The sequence below is a fragment of the Serratia sp. T13T92 genome (genome assembly GCF_047530105.1).
Classification (GTDB): Bacteria; Pseudomonadota; Gammaproteobacteria; order Enterobacterales; family Enterobacteriaceae; genus Chania; species Chania fonticola.
Genome location: NZ_JBLJAK010000020.1, coordinates 13,976 through 33,957, shown reverse-complemented (window position 1 = coordinate 33,957; position 19,982 = coordinate 13,976). Strand labels below are relative to the sequence as shown.

At 54.0% G+C, this 19,982-nt stretch carries 18 protein-coding genes; 10 read left to right on the top strand and 8 right to left on the bottom strand.

The annotated features are described in order from the left end of the window. Positions 1-23 precede the first annotated feature (23 nt). From ACMV5I_RS18060 to ACMV5I_RS18040, 5 genes are all read right to left on the bottom strand, one after another. Positions 24-983 (bottom strand): sugar kinase, encoded by a 960-nt coding sequence (locus tag ACMV5I_RS18060; protein ID WP_202671992.1) that lies wholly within the window; start codon positions 981-983, stop codon positions 24-26. Positions 984-1,017: 34 nt separating this feature from the next. Beyond that, positions 1,018-2,007: an ABC transporter permease gene (locus ACMV5I_RS18055; RefSeq protein ID WP_121607974.1), complete on the bottom strand. Its 990-nt coding sequence runs from the start codon at positions 2,005-2,007 to the stop codon at positions 1,018-1,020. Then, positions 2,007-3,500, bottom strand: coding sequence for a sugar ABC transporter ATP-binding protein (locus tag ACMV5I_RS18050; RefSeq protein WP_414824984.1), 1,494 nt, complete (start codon positions 3,498-3,500; stop codon positions 2,007-2,009). Before ACMV5I_RS18050 ends, ACMV5I_RS18055 begins: the two co-directional genes overlap by 1 nt. A gap of 227 nt (positions 3,501-3,727) precedes the next feature. Next, positions 3,728-4,618: a substrate-binding domain-containing protein gene (locus ACMV5I_RS18045; protein ID WP_414824983.1), complete on the bottom strand. Its 891-nt coding sequence runs from the start codon at positions 4,616-4,618 to the stop codon at positions 3,728-3,730. A gap of 68 nt (positions 4,619-4,686) precedes the next feature. Then, positions 4,687-5,541, bottom strand: coding sequence for a tagatose bisphosphate family class II aldolase (locus tag ACMV5I_RS18040; RefSeq protein WP_121607977.1), 855 nt, complete (start codon positions 5,539-5,541; stop codon positions 4,687-4,689). Between the two features lie 402 nt (positions 5,542-5,943). On the opposite strand from ACMV5I_RS18040, the gene ACMV5I_RS18035 reads away from it, so the two are divergent. From ACMV5I_RS18035 to fis, 8 genes are all read left to right on the top strand, one after another. Next, complete coding sequence (locus ACMV5I_RS18035) at positions 5,944-6,774, top strand: DeoR/GlpR family DNA-binding transcription regulator (protein ID WP_024486312.1); 831 nt, start codon at positions 5,944-5,946, stop codon at positions 6,772-6,774. A 10-nt stretch (positions 6,775-6,784) separates the two neighbouring features. Continuing rightward, positions 6,785-7,744, top strand: coding sequence for a sugar kinase (locus ACMV5I_RS18030; RefSeq protein ID WP_414824982.1), 960 nt, complete (start codon positions 6,785-6,787; stop codon positions 7,742-7,744). Positions 7,745-7,876: 132 nt separating this feature from the next. After that, positions 7,877-8,119 carry a YhdT family protein gene (locus ACMV5I_RS18025; protein WP_024486310.1) on the top strand — a complete coding sequence of 81 codons (243 nt, stop codon included), beginning with the start codon at positions 7,877-7,879 and terminating at the stop codon, positions 8,117-8,119. Then, the gene (panF, locus tag ACMV5I_RS18020; protein WP_024486309.1) at positions 8,109-9,554 is read left to right on the top strand and encodes a sodium/pantothenate symporter; all 1,446 of its coding nucleotides are present in this window, start codon (positions 8,109-8,111) and stop codon (positions 9,552-9,554) included. The genes ACMV5I_RS18025 and panF overlap by 11 nt, the downstream gene beginning before the upstream one ends. Before the next feature lie 10 nt (positions 9,555-9,564). After that, positions 9,565-10,446, top strand: coding sequence for a 50S ribosomal protein L11 methyltransferase (gene prmA / locus ACMV5I_RS18015; protein WP_021180783.1), 882 nt, complete (start codon positions 9,565-9,567; stop codon positions 10,444-10,446). Between the two features lie 191 nt (positions 10,447-10,637). Continuing rightward, positions 10,638-11,372 carry a carbonic anhydrase gene (locus ACMV5I_RS18010; RefSeq protein ID WP_024483951.1) on the top strand — a complete coding sequence of 245 codons (735 nt, stop codon included), beginning with the start codon at positions 10,638-10,640 and terminating at the stop codon, positions 11,370-11,372. A gap of 355 nt (positions 11,373-11,727) precedes the next feature. Continuing rightward, positions 11,728-12,693 (top strand): tRNA dihydrouridine synthase DusB, encoded by a 966-nt coding sequence (gene dusB / locus ACMV5I_RS18005; RefSeq protein WP_037411678.1) that lies wholly within the window; start codon positions 11,728-11,730, stop codon positions 12,691-12,693. A gap of 21 nt (positions 12,694-12,714) precedes the next feature. Further along, the gene (gene fis / locus ACMV5I_RS18000; protein ID WP_000462905.1) at positions 12,715-13,011 is read left to right on the top strand and encodes a DNA-binding transcriptional regulator Fis; all 297 of its coding nucleotides are present in this window, start codon (positions 12,715-12,717) and stop codon (positions 13,009-13,011) included. Between the two features lie 79 nt (positions 13,012-13,090). On the opposite strand, the gene ACMV5I_RS17995 is transcribed toward fis, so the two are convergent. Then, the gene (locus ACMV5I_RS17995; RefSeq protein ID WP_414824981.1) at positions 13,091-16,408 is read right to left on the bottom strand and encodes an autotransporter domain-containing protein; all 3,318 of its coding nucleotides are present in this window, start codon (positions 16,406-16,408) and stop codon (positions 13,091-13,093) included. Between the two features lie 363 nt (positions 16,409-16,771). Between ACMV5I_RS17995 and lpxP the strand changes: the two genes are divergently transcribed. Then, on the top strand, positions 16,772-17,692 hold the full coding sequence (gene lpxP, locus ACMV5I_RS17990) for a kdo(2)-lipid IV(A) palmitoleoyltransferase (RefSeq protein ID WP_414824980.1): 921 nt from the start codon (positions 16,772-16,774) through the stop codon (positions 17,690-17,692). A gap of 394 nt (positions 17,693-18,086) precedes the next feature. Next, positions 18,087-18,776, top strand: coding sequence for a CTP synthase (locus ACMV5I_RS17985; protein WP_414824979.1), 690 nt, complete (start codon positions 18,087-18,089; stop codon positions 18,774-18,776). 22 nt (positions 18,777-18,798) lie between these two features. On the opposite strand, the gene ACMV5I_RS17980 is transcribed toward ACMV5I_RS17985, so the two are convergent. Both ACMV5I_RS17980 and ACMV5I_RS17975 read right to left on the bottom strand, forming a co-directional pair. Next, positions 18,799-19,488: an LrgB family protein gene (locus ACMV5I_RS17980; RefSeq protein WP_414824978.1), complete on the bottom strand. Its 690-nt coding sequence runs from the start codon at positions 19,486-19,488 to the stop codon at positions 18,799-18,801. Beyond that, positions 19,481-19,903 carry a CidA/LrgA family protein gene (locus ACMV5I_RS17975; RefSeq protein ID WP_024483957.1) on the bottom strand — a complete coding sequence of 141 codons (423 nt, stop codon included), beginning with the start codon at positions 19,901-19,903 and terminating at the stop codon, positions 19,481-19,483. Before ACMV5I_RS17975 ends, ACMV5I_RS17980 begins: the two co-directional genes overlap by 8 nt. Positions 19,904-19,982: the final 79 nt, after the last annotated feature.

The following is a 19,982-nucleotide window of genomic DNA, read 5'->3' as shown; positions in this document are numbered from 1 at the left end:
TATTCAAGACGTTGGAATGTTATTTACAGCGCGCCGACCGGCACGACCCGTTGCTGCTGCAAGAAAGCGTCGATTTCAGCGAAGGTGGAGGTCCCCTCCATTGGCCCACGCCGGGTCACCGCGAGCGCACCGCAGGCATTGGCATAGCGCAGCGCCTGGGAAACGCTGTGCCCCTGCAACCGGCAAGCAATGTAAGCGCCGCCAAAGCAGTCACCCGCCCCGGTCGGATCAACCTCGTCTACGGCATAGCTGTCGATATGCAGGGTTTCATCCGCGGAATAATAGCTCGCCCCGTTACTGCCGCGTTTCACCACCACTTCTTTAATGCCGTCCTTCAGGTAGCGGGCAATCGCTTCATCCAATGTGGTTTGGGAGGACAGCAGCATGACTTCGCCTTCGCTCGGCATATAGATATCGGTCAGCTCCAGCACGTAATGCAGCGCATCACGCATCTCGGGGATATTGAGCATTTCCTTGCGGATATTCGGATCGAAAGACAAGGTGCCGCCGTTCGCTTTGACAATCCCCGCCGCCTTCTTCACCGCGTCCACCATATGGAAGGAAAACAGCGATGAACCCATGATGTGGAAGTGCTGGCAGTCTTGCAGCAGTTCGGCGTTCACATGCTCGGCCGATAATTTCCCGCAGGCTGCGTTCTTGATATTGAAAATAAAATCGCGATCGCCGTTGGAGTGGTAAGTGACGAAGGCACTGCCGGTCGTCTCATGCGGTAGGACGCGGATGCCACGCGTATCTACTCCGTCAGCCTTTAAGCGCTCGATATTCAGCGTGCCGAAACCGTCATTACCCACGCAGCTGATAATGCCGCACTGACCGCCCAGCTTGGTCACCTGATCGATAAAAATCGCCGGGGCACCGCTGGGGAAAGGACCATTCCATAAGCCTGGATGGGTAAAAGATTGGCCAACTTTATCGGCCATGATCTCAACCAGGATCTCGCCGATGGTATAAATTTTTCTCATTGTCCCGTTCCTTATTCAAATCTGCCTGTGATCGTTAGCCACGTTTCTTCTTGTTTCTGACGTCGACATACACCGCGATAAGGATCACCAGTCCCTTCACCACCATTTGATAGAAATAAGGCACGTTCATTAAATTCATACCGTTGTTGATGACCCCGATGGTCAGCGCGCCGATCATGGTGCCAATCACCGTGCCGTAACCGCCATTGAGGCTGGTGCCGCCCAACACTGCGGCAGCGATAGCATCCAGCTCATAGCTCAGCGCGGCGTTAGGCTGACCGGAATACAGGCGCGAGGCCAGGATCATGCCGCTGATGCCCGCCATCACGGCGGTGATCATAAAGACCTTTATTTTCAGCGCGGAAACGTTTATCCCCGAATAGATCGCGGCCTCTTTATTGCCGCCGGTGATATAAATTTTGCGGCCAAAGGTGGTTTTCGACAGGATGAAATGGTTGACGATCAGCAACACCAACAGGATCCAGATGGGGATCGGGATATAGAGAAACTCGCCGTTGCCCAGCGCCAGAAACGCCTCGCTTTTAATCATGATCGGCGTGCCGTCGGTGACGATATAGGCAATGCCCCGGAAGATGCCCATCGTCGCGACGGTTACGATAAACGACGGGATACCGGCCAGCGCAGTCAGGCTACCGTTAACCAGGCCCAGCACCAGCGCGGCCATAATCGACAGCGGGATCACCAGAATAAACGGGATGCCAAACGACAGGCCAAGCGCAGCAAAGGTCCCCACCAGTGCAATGGTTGACCCCACCGAAAGATCGATATCCCCCAGCAGCAGCACATACGTCATGCCATAGGCGGTAATGGCAATGATCGAGACCTGCAAAATAATATTGGTAATATTATTCACGCTCAGGAAGCTGTCGTTGATCACGCTGAACAGGATCACCAAGGCCACCAGGCCCGCCAGTATGCCGCCGTACTGTTTGGCGGCTTTTGCCAGTTTCCCTGGCCCGTTGAACGCCGAATGGCCCTCGGCGGCCAGCACTTTATCGCTCATTATTTCACTCCTGTTGCTGCGGTCATGACCTGGGTTTGCGTGAGTCCATCGGTGGCAAAAACGTCGGCGATCTGCTTGGCGCGCATCACCACCAGCCGATCGCTGAGCGCCATCACTTCCGGCAGTTCGGAAGATATCAAGATAATGGCGGTGCCCTGTGCAGCAAGCTGGCGTATGACGTTATAAATCTCGAACTTGGCGCCAACATCCACGCCGCGCGTTGGCTCGTCGAGGATTAAGATCCGTGGCACCTTTTCCAACCATTTCGACAGCACGATCTTTTGCTGATTGCCCCCGCTCAGGGTGCTAACCAGCTGGTGTGGCGAACTGACCTTGATGTTCATCCGCCGGATTGCCTGCTGAGTTTTCGCCTCTTCGTGCTTATGGTTGATCAGGCTGGAGCCCGCATACTGAAAGGCCACGTGATGGGTGTTCATGCTTACGTCATGCATCAGCACCAACCCCTCCTCCTTGCGGTTTTCCGTCACGAAGGCGATGCCATGCGCTATCGCCTGCTTTGGATTGCGAATAGTGACTACCGCCTCATCGATAAGAATTTCACCCTGGTAACCGGTCAGTCCAAAAATGGCCTTCATCACGTCTGAACGCCCCGATCCCACCAGCCCAAAAAAGCCCAGTACTTCGCCTGCACGCAGCGAGAAATGGATATCGTGAAACAGTTTGTCTTGCGAAAATTGCCTGACTTCCAGCACCGGCACCTGCTCCGCTGAAGGAGGTTCGCCGATGCGTGGCGGGTAGATATTGGTCATTTCGCGGCCAACCATCTGGGCAATCAACCGGTGAATGTCGGTCTGGTGTTTATCATGGGTGGCGATGAACTCGCCGTCGCGCAGCACCGAGATATCGTCAGATACCCGCATGATCTCATCCATGCGGTGCGAGATATAAATCACCGCGCAGCCGCGCTGTTTCAGCTTGTCGATAATGCCAAACAGGATGTCGGCCTCGTTATCGCTCAGGGACGACGTTGGTTCGTCCATGATCACGACATCTGCCGGGTAGCTCAGCGCCTTGGCAATCTCTACCAGTTGGCGCTGGGCCATCGACATGGTGCCGACAATTTGCTGCGGATCGAGCGGAATGGCCAAGTCCGCCAGCAGGCGTTGGCAATCATTCACCATCTGGCCATCGTTAATAAAACCAAAACGGGTTGGCTCATTATTGGCGTAGATATTCTCTGCTACGCTCATATTATTGCTCAGGCTCAGTTCCTGAAAAATAATCGCGATACCCAACTTTCTGGAATGCTGGGGGTTGTTAATAGTGACGCTTTGCCCTTTGAGAATTATTTCCCCTTTGGTCGGTGGATAAATTCCTGCCAGGATTTTCATCAGCGTAGATTTACCGGCACCATTTTCGCCCAGTAGCGTATGGACTTTACCTTGGCGTATTTTCAGGCTGACATTTTTTAATGCGTTAACATGGCCGAAATTTTTGGCTATTTCCGTTACCGCCAGCACCGTATCCGTCATTATTTCCTCCACCCACGTGGCCCCTCACCCTAACCCTCTCCCACAGGGAGAGGGGACCGATCGAGTTCGTTGATTTCTCCGCGTAATACCCTGCCTTTCTTATTACTCCCTCACTTTCCGAAGTTGTATGGGCTAACTACATACTTCGGACAACTCCCTCTCCCTATGGGAGAGGGTTGGAGTGAGGGGTAATGGTTAGCCACTGAAGCTTGGGTTAACGAGCAGTGTTATTTACCGGTATAAACGCCAGGCGCAACTGGAATCAACTTGGCAACTGGCTTGCCATTCAGATGGTCGACGGCAGCATCTATAGCCTTGGCTCCCATTTGGTCTGGGTATTGGCGGATAACTGCCACGAAGGTCTTGTCGCTATCGACGGCGTCGCGAGCCTCTTTCATCCCGTCGAAACCGATGATCTTGATATTGTCGTTACGCGCGGATTTGGCGGCGATCACCGCAGCCAGCGCGGCATCATCACCAAAACCAAACAGGCCGTTCAGATCCGGGTGCGCCTGCATCATATTCTGCGCCACGGTTAACGCTTCCGCCCGGGTGATGCCGGTTTGGATCGCCACAATCTTCACGTCTGGCGTATCAGCCAGCCCTTTCTTGAAGCCGTCCACACGTGCCACCACCGATTGCAGCGCCGGATAATCGATAATCGCTACCTTGCCTTTGCCATTGAGCAGTTTGCCCATCAGCTTGCCCGCTGCGACACCACCGGCGTAGTTGTCGGTAGCCACGTGAGTGACCACCGGCACGCCCTCGGCGGCCACATCAACGGTAATCACCGGAATACCGGCTTTCTCCGCTTTGATAATCGCCGCCTGTACGCCTTTGGAATCCACCGGGGAAATAATAATGGCGTCGACCTTCTTGGTAATAAAGTCTTCTACGTCTGAGAGTTGTTTATTCAGGTCCTGATTGGCAATTGAAATATTCAGCACCACGTCGTCTTTCTTGGCTTCCGCTTTCATTGCGTCGGCCAGATCAATATAGAACGGATGCTGTTGCGTCAGCAGCGATGCGCCAATTTTATATTCCTTGGCTAACGTTGCCTGCGAAAATACGGCCAGACCGATGGCCAGCACGGAGCCTAATACCTTTAATTTATGCATGATCTATCCTCAGTTTTTATTATTGCTGCTTGTTTTTTCTTACTGTTTTGTAGGGAACTTATTAATATTTACAGCTGACCTTCACAACCACATACGCCAATCACTTTTTCCACCACCCGTTGCATGGCGCTTTTCGCTGGTTGCATATAATGGCGCGGGTCATTGGCATCAGGATGCTGGTGGAAATACGCTTTCAAAGCATCCGAGAAAGCGATTTTCAGCTCGGTAGCCACGTTGACCTTACAGATGCCTAAACTGATACAGCGGCGGATATCGCTATCGCTCAGGCCGGAAGCCCCGTGCAACACCAGCGGCACTTCAACGCGATCGCGGATCTGTTCCAGGCGGGCAAAATCCAGCTTGGGTTCGGACTGGTACAGGCCATGCGCGGTACCGATAGCCACCGCCAGCGAATCGATCCCGGTACGGGCAACAAACTCCACCGCCGCCTCTGGCGAGGTGTAGATAGCGTCTTTCCCCTCTACGATCAGATCGTCTTCCTGGCCTCCCAGGCGGCCTAACTCTGCTTCAACGCTAGCGTCGTAGCGGTGGCTGTACTCTACGATTTGTTTGACCAGCGCCACGTTTTCTTCAAAAGGAAAGTGAGAGCCGTCGATCATCACGGAACGGATCCCGGCGTTAATCTTATGGTAGATATCGGCGGGATCTTCGTGATGATCCAAATGCAGCGCCAGCGGGATCTGATACTCGTGCGCCAGCGCCTTGACGATCATGATGATGTTTTCCAGCCCGCCGTAACGGTAAGTGCCGGTCGTTCCCGCCAGGATCACCGGCGAACGATACTGTGCAGCGGTTTCGACCACCACCTGCAAGGTTTCCAGGTTGTGGATGTTGAATGCCGGCACCGCGTACCCTTGCTGCTGCGCTTTCTGCAGCATGTTTTTGCTTGAAATGATGTACATCGATTCTCCTCGATCCCGCACCTGATACCGCAGTCGGTGGTTACAAAATGAAAACTTATTCGGAAAAACTTTCTAAGTGAAACCGAATATAGAGATAAAACGCGCAAAAAAGCGTGACAGGGATCGAAGATTATCAAATAACTTTCAAAACGTAACTTAACTAGATATTGATTACGAAACATAAGACATGTTCCGGTGTTAGCGCGCTTAAGATCGCCATGCCACGGGTATACATCCACCCGAAAATAGCATCTAACAATATGAATAATAGTAAAAATATATGCTTTTTCTTTCACCCATCGCAGACTTTCAAAATAACGAAAGCCTGCGTGGGTATTACTTTCAATTAGAAAGTATGAAGGATATAGTAGCCCTTATTACCGTTTAACGATGGGGGCGAATGTGCCCAGAAAGTCATCTAACCTGCTGAAACGCAGATTGAAAATTGCTGAAATTGTCGGCCAGCAGGGGGAGATCAAGGTCGAAGATCTTTCTGCCCAGTTGGGGGTTTCCGGCGTGACGATCCGTGGCGATCTCAGCTATCTGGAACAGCAAGGCTACCTCAAGCGATCCTTTGGCGGAGCCATTGCAACCCCAACACAGCCGCTGGCGGCACCGATCGAGCCAGGGCTCGCAGTAGCCCCCCTCACGCTGGCTAACCAGTTGGAAATCGCCCGCCACTGCGCCAGGATGATTGCCGATCGCGATACGCTATTTCTCGGCCACGGCGATATCTGCCGCAAGGTCATCCCGTTCCTGAGCGGGCTGAAAAAGCTGCGGCTGATCGTCAACGACCTACAGCATGCGATCCTGGCCGATCAGTTTTTGGACGGTGAGATTATCGTCGCGGGTGGGGAGTTGATCCGCTCGCATACCGCGCTGAGCGGTAAAGCGCTGGATAGCGTGATCCAACAGTTCACCATCAACCACTGCATTCTCGAGGCCAGCATTACGGACAGCTCCGGCATCCTGAATATCGACCAGCCGCTGTTGGCGTCCCATTACCAACGCTGCCTGGACAAGGCGCAGAATAAAACCGCCATCATTACCCACTTGCCTATTCAGGCCAGTGCGATCGGGACTATCGGCCACCTCAGCCAAGTAGATAATCTGGTGACCAACCGTGGCGTGAATGAACATTATCAGCAGCAATTATTCGAATCCGACTTCAGCATCCGCTACACCAATAACGAATGTTTTACCTGGGCCAACCGGGAAACGATCGGGGAATAAAGGGGCACTTATGTCAGTTAGCATCTGCACGATGGGTGAGTTACTGGTTGAATTCCTTTCAAAAAATTATAATCAGGGATTCACTCAGCCAGGCGAGTTTCTTGGGCCGTTCCCCAGCGGGGCACCGGCTATTTATGCCGCTCAAGTGGCGCGGCTTGGCTTTGGCTCCACGCTGTTTGGCTGCGTGGGCAATGATGATTTTGGCCGCCTGAATATCGAACGCCTGCGTCTGGAGGGCGTGATCACCGATGGCATCAGCGTGATCGACAAGGCCCCGACCGGCACGGCATTTGTCAGCTATCGCAATCCGCTGGAACGTGATTTTATCTTCAATATCCCCAACAGCGCCTGCGGCTTCTTTACCGCCGACCATATCGATCTAGGCTTGCTGAACCAGTGCCAACATTTCCACATCATGGGTTCTTCGCTGTTCTCATTCCGCATCATCGATGCCATGCGCCGGGCGATCCAGATCGTCAAGGCCAATAAGGGGACGGTGTCGTTCGATCCCAATATTCGCAAAGAGATGCTCAATATCCCGGAGATGAGCCAGGCCTTCGATTATATCCTCGAATATACCGATATCTTCCTGCCGAGCGAGGGAGAAGTGCACCACTTTGCCAGCAGCAAAAACCAGCAGGAAGCGGATGTCGTGCAGGAACTGTTGGCCAGCGGCGTGAGCCATATCGTGATCAAGCGCGGCCAGAAAGGGGCCAGCCATTACCAGCAGCAAAACGGCCAGACGCAGGAGCTACACACTCCAGGCTATAGCAGCAAGATGGTCGATCCGACCGGAGCGGGCGACTGCTTTGGCGCTACCTTTGTCAGCCTGTTCCTGTCCGGCTTCAGTGCAGAAAAAGCGTTGCAGTATGCCAATGCCAGCGGTGCCCTGGCGGTTTCCCATAAGGGGCCGATGGAAGGGTTATCCAGCCTGGCGCAGATCGAGCACTTTATTGCACAACAGGCGTAAAGCCCATCAACCGGCCAGCCTTTGGCCGGTTTTTTTATCCCGATTGCCAACATAACGGCTTGGCAAAACCGTCCCTTGTCGTAAAATCCCCTCCTTTGCCAATCCATAACCGTAAACCCCTTGGAGGCACGGATGGAACAACGCTTTGTTCAAGCTAACCGCGAAGCACGCTGGGCACTGGGCCTGACGCTGCTTTACCTGCTGGCCTGGTCGCTGGCGGCCTATCTGCCAGACAGCAACGCCGGGATCACCGGGCTGCCACACTGGTTCGAAATGGCCTGCCTGCTGGTACCGCTGCTGTTTATTGGCCTGTGCTGGCTGATGGTACGCGGCATCTTCCGCGATATCCCCCTGGAGGATAGCGATGCAAACTGAGGTCATTCTGCCGCTGATTGCCTATCTGTTGCTGGTATTTGGCCTGTCGGTGTATGCCTATACCCGTCGCCAGAGCGGTAACTTCCTGAGTGAATATTTCCTCGGCAACCGTTCGATGGGCGGCTTTGTGCTGGCCATGACGCTGACCGCCACCTATATCAGCGCCAGCTCGTTTATTGGTGGGCCTGGTGCCGCCTATAAGTACGGCCTCGGCTGGGTGCTGCTGGCGATGATCCAACTGCCTGCCGTGTGGCTTTCACTTGGCGTGCTGGGGAAAAAGTTTGCCATTCTGGCAAGGCGCTACAATGCCATCACCCTTAACGACATGCTGTTCGCCCGTTATAAGAGCCGTTTGCTGGTGTGGCTAGCCAGTCTAAGTCTGTTGGTCGCCTTCCTTGGGGCGATGACGGTCCAGTTTATCGGTGGCGCACGCCTGCTCGAGACTGCGGCGGGCATTCCTTACGACACCGGCCTGCTGATATTTGGTATCAGTATTGCGTTGTATACCGCGTTTGGCGGCTTCCGTGCCAGCGTGCTGAACGATGCTATGCAGGGGCTGGTGATGCTGATAGGCACGATATTACTGCTGGTTGCGGTGATCCACGCGGCGGGCGGCTTGCACAGCGCGGTTGATAAGCTGCAACAGATCGATCCAGCGTTGGTCTCACCGCAAGGTGGCGATCAGATCCTCAGCCTGCCGTTTATGGCTTCGTTCTGGATCCTGGTGTGCTTTGGCGTGATTGGCCTGCCCCACACCGCCGTGCGCTGTATCTCGTATAAAGACAGCAAAGCCGTGCACCGTGGCATTATCCTCGGCACCATCGTGGTGGCTATTCTGATGTTTGGTATGCATCTGGCTGGTGCCCTGGGCCGTGCGGTGCTGCCGGATCTGAAGATCCCCGATCAGGTGATCCCAACGTTGATGATCACCGTGCTGCCCCCTTACGCCGCAGGGATCTTCCTGGCCGCCCCGATGGCGGCGATCATGTCGACCATCAATGCGCAGCTGCTGCAATCCTCTGCCACCATCATCAAAGACCTCTATCTGGGCGTACGCCCACTGCAGATGAACAATGAGAAGATGATCAAACGCTTCTCCAGTCTGACTACGCTGATCCTCGGATTACTGGTGCTACTGGCCGCCTGGCGTCCGCCTGAAATGATCATCTGGCTGAACCTGCTGGCGTTCGGCGGGCTGGAGGCCGTATTCCTGTGGCCGTTGGTGTTGGGCCTGTATTGGGAACGCGCCAACGCGCAGGGAGCCCTTAGCTCAATGGTCACCGGTGCGTTATGCTATACGCTATTAGCCAGCTTCGGCCTGCAACTGGCCGGATTGCACCCTATTGTGCCTTCGCTGTTACTCAGCCTGTTGGCGTTTTATCTCGGTAACGTCTACGGCGAAAAGCGCCAGTTGGCGTCGTCCTTACCCTCTTGAGAGAATTGTTATGCCTTGGATCCAACTAAAACTGAACACCACCGGCAGCCAGGCAGAAGACCTGAGCGATGCGTTGGTTGAAAGCGGCGCGGTGTCGGTCACCTTTCAGGACACCCACGACAACCCGGTGTTTGAACCGCTGCCGGGCGAAACCCTGCTGTGGGGCGATACCGATGTGATCGGCCTGTATGATGCCGAAACCGATATGGCCGAAGTGGTCGCCATACTGGAACAGCACCCGTTGCTGGGCAACGGTTTCCGCCACAAAATCGAGCAGTTGGAAGATAAAGACTGGGAACGTGAGTGGATGGATAACTTCCACCCGATGCGTTTTGGCGAGCGCCTGTGGATTTGCCCAAGCTGGCGTGACGTGCCCGATCCGGACGCGGTAAACGTCATGCTCGACCCAGGCCTGGCGTTTGGCACCGGCACACACCCGACCACCGCGCTTTGCCTGCAATGGCTGGATGGATTGGATCTGGCTGGCAAAACCGTTATCGACTTCGGCTGTGGCTCCGGCATCCTGGCGATTGCCGCGTTAAAACTCGGTGCTGCCCGCGCTATTGGCATCGACATCGATCCCCAGGCCATTCAGGCCAGCCGCGATAACGCGCAGCGTAACGGTGTTTCAGAGCGTCTGGAGCTGTATCTGCCAAAAGACCAACCCGCCGATCTGTTGGCCGATGTGGTGGTGGCGAACATTCTCGCTGGCCCGCTGCGTGAACTGGCACCGTTAATCAGCGACCTGCCAAAATCCGGCGGCTATCTGGGCCTGTCAGGTGTACTGGCGACTCAAGCCGCCAGCGTAGCCGAAGCCTACCAGGATAAGTTCAACCTCGACCCGGTGGCCGAGCGCGAAGAGTGGTGCCGCATTACCGGCCAACGCAACTAGTTACATTTTCCCCGCTTGCCAAAAACCATCGGAAATTTAAACAGTTCCGATGGTTTTTTCTTTTCCTAAGAATCCGCCAGTTTATCCCGACACTTGCTGGGCGTATTCTCCTGCTCGGAGTGAAGGCAGCCCGCAGCATATGAGCCTCCCACCCAGGATAATTGGTGTTTTCATTGGACAAGGATTAGGAAATGAAAGGAAAAATGTTGCTTGCCGCCCTGTTGGCCGCCAGCTTCTCGATCGGTGCCGCAGAACATGCTCATTGGGGCTATGAAGGCCAGGAAGACCCGGCACATTGGGGTAAGCTTTCACCCGATTTTTCACTGTGTGAAACCGGTAAAAACCAGTCCCCGGTCAACATCCAGGGCGCACTGAAAACCCAGCACGGCAAGCTTGAGCTGGCTTTCCAGCCGGGCAAACAGCAAATCGTCAACAACGGGCACACCATTCAAGTCAACGTCAGCGAAGGTAACACCCTGCGGTTGGATAACGACACCTTCACGCTGCAGCAGTTCCATTTCCACGCCCCGAGCGAAAACGAGATCGACGGCAAGCAGTTCCCACTGGAAGCGCACTTTGTCTACAAGGACAAAGACGGTGCCCTGGCGGTGCTGGCCCTGATGTTCCAACCAGGTAAAGCCAATCCGCAACTGGCACAGGCCTGGCAACAAATGCCTGCCGCCGTCGATCAGACCGCCGTGCTGAACAAGCCGCTGGATATCAAAGCGCTGCTGCCGAAACAGTTTAACTTCTACCGCTTCAGCGGTTCACTGACGACGCCACCCTGCTCTGAAGGGGTCAGTTGGTTGGTGCTAGATCAGCCTGTAAGCGCTTCTGCCGAACAAATCAGTCAATTCCACTCGGTAGTGCACCATAACAACAATCGTCCGGTACAGCCGCTCAACGGCCGCGTCATCGTCGATTGATTTCTGCCTGCTACATCTGCCGCTGCCCTCACTGGGGTGGCGGTAATTCCCAGCACCATTCTTGCCGATTTGTCAAAGTATTAAGCTGAGAATGTTACAAATAACCTGATGTTACGATCTGTTATTACCGGCGCGTAAAGATAAAATCCTGCCGTTAATGGAATATTTTAGCGTACGCAAATTAAGCACAATCATACAAGACATTGTTAAATAACCATAATATTTTCATCAAGGGTGCATAAACGCACTTTTATTGCCCAATAACTGTCGATTGGTCAAAGTTTGGCCTTTCATCTGAATGAAAAAATGCGTAATATACGCGCCCTTGCGGACACAGTATGGTCAGTCTTTGTCTATGCGCATTGGACACCACCAGTTAACAAATTGCCTGATTGCGGCCCCGATGGCCGGCATCACAGATCGCCCATTCAGAACCTTATGTCATGCAATGGGTGCTGGGATGGCTGTATCCGAAATGCTCTCCTCCAACCCGGAGGTGTGGCGCACGGATAAGTCACGTCTGCGTATGGTACATAGCGATGAACCAGGGATCCGTTCCGTGCAAATAGCCGGATGTGATCCTGATGATATGGCCGCCGCGGCGCGCATTAATGTGGCCAGCGGTGCACAGATCATCGACATCAATATGGGGTGCCCAGCCAAGAAAGTGAACCGGAAGCTTGCAGGGTCTGCGTTACTGCAGTACCCGGATCTGGTTAGACAGATCCTCCTCGCGGTGGTTAACGCGGTGGATGTGCCGGTAACACTTAAGATCCGAACCGGCTGGGAACCAGAGAACCGTAACTGTGTAGAAATTGCCCAACTGGCCGAAGATTGTGGTATACAGGCCCTGACGATTCATGGCCGAACCCGTGCCTGCCTGTTCAACGGCAACGCGGAGTACGACAGCATTCGGGCAGTTAAGCAGAATGTCTCTATTCCGATCATCGCGAATGGCGACATTACTGACCCGCATAAAGCCAGAGCAGTGCTCGACTACACTGGGGCTGATGCCCTGATGATAGGCCGTGCTGCTCAGGGGAGACCCTGGATCTTCCGGGAAATCCAGCATTATCTGGACACTGGGGAGCTGCTGCCACCGATGCCACTTGGCGAAGTGAAGCGCTTGTTAATAGGGCATATTCGGGAATTGCACGGCTTTTACGGCCAAGGCAAGGGATTCCGGATTGCTCGAAAGCACGTCTCTTGGTACTTACAGGAGCATGCCCCTAATGACCAGTTTCGGCGCACATTCAACGCCATAGAGGATGCCAGCGAACAGCTGGAGGCGTTGGAGGCATATTTCGAAAATCTTGCGTAACAAAAAAGAGCTGACAGAACTATGTTCGAACAACGCGTAAATTCTGACGTACTGACCGTTTCAACCGTGAACTCACAGGACCAAGTGACTCAAAAGCCTCTGCGTGACTCGGTTAAGCAAGCACTGAAGAACTATTTTGCTCAACTGAACGGTCAAGACGTTAACGATCTGTATGAGCTGGTACTGGCTGAAGTTGAACAGCCACTGTTGGACATGGTGATGCAGTACACCCGTGGCAACCAGACCCGTGCTGCCCTGATGATGGGGATCAACCGCGGTACACTGCGTAAGAAATTGAAAAAATACGGCATGAACTGATACTAGTCAGTCAAGCTGTTGAAAAAAGGCGCTTTTATCTCATTTGATAAGCGCCTTTTTCTTTTATCATACCGGCCTGTCAGAAACGCCAGGTGGCCGAAAGGTTGCCCGCTACCGAGTCATAACCAGAACGGAACAGATCGCTCTCTACCCCCAAGCCCAGCTCCACATCCCTATTGATTTGGTAACGAACCCCGGCTTTCACCCCCATGGAGTCACGCCCAGTCACCTGATTCTTGTTGCTGAAGCTCGCCGCGCGGTAGTTGGCGAAAGAGGCTTCTTGCGATACGTCGCTATCCAGCAACTCATGATCCCAGGTCAGTTGCAGATCGGCAGCAATAGCAGCGCCCGAAGAGAGCGGAAGATCCCAACTGCTGTTGACCCCAATACTGGAGCGCAGAGAATCAAAAGTGCTCGAACCTAGCGCCAGGCGGCTACTGTCGTTGCCCGTTTCCGTCACGCTTGGGCGATGCAGGGTAGTGTAATTCAATGCGGCCACCGGTCCAGCGCTCCATTGATCATTCAACGCCCAGCGATAACCGCCACCAGCAGCAACAGAACCTGCCAATCCGGTCCAACTGGCGTGTTGGTTCGCCTGATAGGTCTCGACGCTAATGCTGCGATCCAAGCGGCTATCTTCAATGCCAAACCGGCCATTGCCGAATAAATACATCCCTGCTTGCCGATCGGCGGCATAACGAGCCTGGATGCCCAGATCGAAAGCCGTGGTTTTACCGGTGGCGTTTTCTGGTGCTTTTGCCGTTACCGATTGCCCACTGACCGCACCATGGAAGCCATAAACCCAGTCGCTATTCTGTTCGCTGCGCTTTTCAGCACCAAAGATTATGCCGTAGCTGCTGGCATCATAGCCAACCCGATCGCCTTGGCGCTGCTGCCAAAAACCGCCACCAAAGGGTATGGCAAAACTATGCCATTCGCCTGCAACCTGCTGCTCTGGCGTGGTGGGATGAGATCCGCTGACAATCCGCGTAATCTGCTGTTCACGATTGAGAGAGCTGGCGAACATCGCACTGTACGCAGCAGGGGAGAGCTGCGGCAAAGCACTGCTGATACTCCCACCGTCGGCGGCAGAAAAGTCCAGCGTGCGGTACAGCGGCTGGATGTCTGCACCTGCAACCGACACAATGTGGTCCAGCGCCTGGCCGACCTGCCGCGCATTGTTGTCCTGCGCATACTGGCTGTAGGCGTTGTCAGCACGCAGCATCGCGAGTTGCCAACGATCCTCACCCTGCGGCGTTGCCTGCAAGGCCAGCGTAGGCGAACTGAGTAAACCGTTCACCGTGCGGAATTCTCCGCTATGCGAGGTAGCTTTCAGCATCTCGCCCGAATCCAGCCGCCAGTCTGTTGCATACCAGTCTGGCTGCGGTGCGAACGTCAGTTGACCGTTGAATTCAGCATGACCATTGACCTGCAAGGTATCGTGTCCACCACGGCCATCAACCTCCAACAACAACTGCCCATTCTCGCCCTGTTGATAGAGGCCGGTGACCTCGATTTGCCCCAACGAATTACCTGGCGCGAGGATACCGTCATTCACAAAGCGGCCCGCCGGGTTCAAGGTATAATCGCTGTTGCCAGCCAGCGTGGAGCCTGGTGCGATAGACATGCTGTAAATCTGGTGGTGGCCATTAAGCGAAGTGATCCCCCCGCGAGTGCTCAGCGCCAGATTGTCGATACCTTCAATATTTCCACGATAGTTGAACCGGAAATTGGGGTCTGCCTGATCGGTGGCCTGCCCTTGCAAATTGGCCAGGCGCCCAAAGGTAAACTGGGTCAGGCGCTGCTGGCCATGCTCATCCAACTGGTTATAATCCGAGTAGATGTTCCCTTCCAGCTGGGCACCATTTAATAGATTGATATGGTTGACCAGCGCGTTTGGCGAGATATAAATCGCCGCACCTTTAGCGGCAACCCGGCCGCTAATATCCGCATTATTGACCAGCGCCCCCTGTAGTTCCGGCAATAATGTTGCAGCCTGCCCACCAACATAATGTATCCAGGATCCCCGGTAATCCACATCGTTGCCCAGCAGGTTATTGCCAAAATCAAAACTGAGAGCAACGCCATTAGCGCCTAGCGCTTGAACATCGCCACGCTGAATTAGATTATGGTTCTTGCCATAAGCAAACATCACGCCGCGGCCATTGGCCCCGTCGGCGTATACGCGAGTGCCTGGCTCAACGTTCAGCGTGTTGTTTTGCCCATCGATACGAATACCTGCCCCACCGGCGCCCTGTGTTAACAGATCCGCTTGCTGGAAGATGTGGTTATTGCTGCCGTAAACATGCAAGCCAACGCCCAATGTCGCGGTATTATACTGCCCCACGATGTAGCCATCGCCCTGCTTGTTACGTAAAAAGTAACCATGTCGATTAACCAGCGTCTGCCCATCACCGTAGAGCGAAAAGCCGAAGAAATTACGCCGATCGATCTGATAATCCATGTCCTGCAATAACGCCAACTCGGCTTCCATAAACGTGGTGTAGTTGCGGTAATCCTGATGGCTCATCATGCTGTTTTTCAGCTCGATATGGCTCATATAGTTATCGTCAACCGAGCCATCGTCAGCCAACATTCTTACCGGAACGCCGGGCATCGCCCCCGCCAGCACTTCATCCACGTGTTTGCCCGTGAAATACCCCTTATCGAGGCGCACATCAAAGCCTTGCGGATCCCAAGTGTTATTACATCCCTCGCATAATATTGTCTGACCTGGCCGAGCTGGGTTTCCATTATCGTCACGCAGATGCGCAGTCCAGGAGCCGAAAGGCATATCGGTGTCAAAAGCTGGGGTAAATGTCCCTTCCCCAGCCCAATCGGTGGCCATATTAGAAATACCCAGCCCATGAGCCAGTTCATGAACGGCAACACTGACCAGATCCGTTTTTCCGGAGCGGGGTAATTGCGCTGGGACATAGGGAATATGATCAAAATCCATTTTTCCCATGATAAATTGGCCATGAGAACCGAAGGTTAACTCGCCGGTATCAATACCGTTCAGAGCCCCCTGCAATTGTGTAATGGTGATTACACCATCGGTGACCGATTCGCTGGAGCCTGCAGCGTTCACATCATCAAAAGTGCCTACGTTGATGATGGCAGGCAGTTGATCGGGTCTGGGGGTAATGACTTCAGCCCAGTACCGCATGGCATCCAGTATTTTTTCTTTCTGCTGTTGATTCAGATCCCAGGTCGACTCAGCTGGCTGCGGTGAATTCGGTATAAAAGGGCCATCACCCACATCAAAAAAGCGGACTTGGAAGACAGCAATATTATTCGTGTTATAGACCAGGTAACTGTCTGCAGCGTAACTATTGTAACTGGGGAAAAAACTGGTTAACGCCGCCGTGATGAATAGCTTTTTCAAATCAACCATCCTTGTGTACAAATGAAAGGAAAAATTTCCTTCAAGTATAGAAGGACATACCTCGTTTAAACAAAGAATCAACATAACTAACAAGAAATACCCCAATAGCCCTCGGATACCCCTTTGTGGACGTATCCCCCCCCCACTCTCACACCCACGTTTTGTGTGGTATAATCGTGAATACGAGAGCCCCCTTCGCTGGCGAGCAGCCGTCCTTCCGAAGGCTAATAGCAATGCGAACCGCCCTTCGAATGTAAAGGTTTAGTCAATGGCTAAACGATCGTTATGACTGGGTGTCAGAGTATGGTATCGCTATTGAGTCGCTTCTTTATGCGCTACAGGTTTCTACCCCATTTCGCATACAGAGTTGATATGAAGCGTCCACAAACTTTTAAACGTGCGTTACTGCACCCTCGCTACTGGCTGACCTGGTTTGGCCTGGCGATCCTGTTCCTGCTGGTTCAACTACCCTATCCCGTGCTGCACAAGCTCGGTGGCTGGATGGGCCGCACCTCTATGCGCTTCCTGAAACGCCGCGTGTCGATCACCCGCCGCAATCTTGAACTGTGCTTCCCGGAGATGGACGAAGCACAGCGCGAACGTCAAATTATCGGTAATTTCGAATCCCTCGGCATGGGTCTGCTGGAAACCGGCATGGCCTGGTTCTGGTCAGATAAACGCGTGAAGCGCTGGTTCAACGTGAGCGGCATCAACCACCTGAAACAGGCCCAGCAAAATGGCCGAGGTGTGCTGGTGATTGGGGTGCATTTCATGTCGCTGGAGTTGGGCGGCCGGGCGATGGGCCTGTGTCAGCCGATGATGGCCATGTATCGCCCACACAATAACAAGGCGATGGAATGGGCGCAGACCAAAGGCCGCATGCGCTCCAACAAAGCCATGCTGGATCGCAAAGATCTGCGCGGCATGGTGCAAGCCCTGAAGCGCGGCGAAGCCGTATGGTTCGCTCCCGATCAGGATTACGGCCCACGTGGCAGCGTGTTTGCCCCGCTGTTTGCCGTCGATCAGGCCGCCACCACCAGTGGGACCTTTATGCTGGCCCGCATGGCCAAACCGGCGCTGGTACCGGTCGTGCTCATCCGCCGCCCGAAAGGCTGTGGCTACGATCTGCTGATCCAACCGGCGTTAGAAGACTACCCAATCGACGATGAAGTGGCCGCCGCCGCCTACATGAATAAAGTGGTAGAAAAAGAGATCATGCGCGCTCCAGAGCAATATCTGTGGCTGCACCGCCGTTTCAAAACGCGCCCGACAGGTTCGCCTTCACTGTATTAAATTCGCTTTCTGGAAGGTGATGTTGATCAGTCGTGGTCGGCAATCCCCCCTCACCCCAACCCTCTCCCACAGGGCTGTCTCTTATACACAACTCGGCATCTTACTGTTTTTTATGGGAATTATTTCAAGCGAATCAATAGGGCACTCGGAAAAATTCTCTTTAAAATCAGCCTGCTATGTTTCTCAAATTACGGCCATTTGACCGCAATTTGAGATGTGTATAAGAGACAGCCCACAGGGAGAGGGAGCCGTATGGAGCCGAAATCAGGTACGGCAACCCATCTGTAGCCCCCTATCAATCCCTCGCGCATTTTGTGCTCTCCTTTGAAAAATTCACAGACCCGTTTTTAACTCTGCTGTAACATCCTTTTTTACCCGCTCAGGAAAATAAACGATGAAAACGCAGGTTCGTCTTGCTCTGATTGGTGATTACCGCAGCGAAGCCGTTGCCCACCAAGCCATCCCCGTCGCTCTCCAACTTACCGCCTCACACCTCGATATTGATATCCAATCCCAGTGGCTCCCCACAGAAACCCTGACCGATGTCTCTGTCCTGCAGAATTATGATGCTATCTGGGTGGTCCCTGGCAGCCCCTATCGCAACGATGACGGCGTCTTTATGACGATCCGCCATGCCCGCGAGCAGAACATCCCTTTTCTAGGGTCTTGCGGTGGGTTTCAATATGCGGTGGTGGAATATGCGCGCAATGTGATGGGTTGGCACGATGCTGGTCACGCGGAGACCGATAGCGCGGGCCGCTTGGTGATCGCACCGCTGAGCTGTTCACTGGTTGAGAAAACCGGCACCATCCTGTTTCAGCCAAACACGCTGATCGCCCGCGCCTATGACAAGCTGGAGACTCACGAAGGCTATCACTGTAACTTTGGTGTTAACCCTGAATTTGTGGCGGATTTGGAGCAACACCCACTGATCATTAGTGGGCATGACATTGAAGGCGATGTGCGCTCGGTGGAACTGCCAGGGCACCGTTTTTATGCCGCGACCCTATTCCAGTCAGAACGTGCGGCGTTACGTGGGGAGCTTTCCCCACTGATTGTGGCCCTGATCCAGGCCGCTCGTTAAGCCTTTAGCCCCAGCCCCCTGATTACCACATCAAGCGCCCGATCAAGGGCGCCCCGATCACCGTGATAATCCCCGCCAACATCATCACCAGGCTAGACACTACGCCTTCCTGCTGGCCTATTTCATAGGCTCTGGCGGTACCGGCACCGTGGGAAGAGGCGCCAAACCCCGCCCCTTTCGCCAGACCGCTGCGCACCGACAAGCGCAGGAACAGAATATCGCCTACCGCCATGCCAAACACACCGGTGATCACCACAAACAGTGCCACCAAGTCGGGTTGGCCGCCCATCTGTTTCGCCGCTTCCAGCGCGAACGGCGTAGTGATGGAACGCACCGCCAGGCTGCGCTGCACCTCATCCGGTAACGTCAACCAACGGGCCAACCACACCGAGCTGTAAACGGCTACCACCACCGCGGTAAATACCCCGGCGCTGAGAGAAAGCCAATGGCGGCGAATAATATGCAGGTTTTCATATACCGGCACGGCAAAGGCGATAGTTGCCGGGCCAAGCAACCACAGGAGCCAGTGCGTTTCGCCGATATAGCTCTGATACGAGATATGCGTCACCACCAGCAATAGCACCAATACCATCGGCGTCAGCACCAACGGCATCAACAGCAGGCTACGGCGGCGGCGGTAGAGCCTTTTATTGGCAAAGTAGAGTACCAATGTCACCACCAAGCAGGTGATGCTGAGGATCACTTCATTCATTACGCATTTTCCGCCGTTGCAGCCAGATCTCGAAACGATAAACGCGATCCACCACCAGCCCGGTCGCTCCCAGCGTCAGCATGGTGCTGATGGCAATCACCAGAAAAATCTTCCAGCCCTCCACCATCAACAGTTGGGCATAGTTCACCACCGCCACCACCGCTGGCACAAAAAACAGCAGCATTTCGGCCAGTAGCCAACGCGACCCCGCTTTTACCCAGTTAAGCGGCAAAATGCGCAGCAGGATCAGCGCCAACATCATCAACATGCCCACGATGTTGGCGGGCAAAGGCAGATGAAACTGTTGCACCAGCCGATCGGCAAGCAGGAATAACAAGGCATACAGCACCACTTGAATCGGCACCTGTAGGCGGACCAGGAAAGCAGGCGCAGCACGGCGTAAAGCCAGAGACATGAAAGCAACCTCAGAAAAAATCAAGGCTTACAGTATACGCAGCCGGGAAACCCTGCCTGAAATGAATTAAAATCATCAA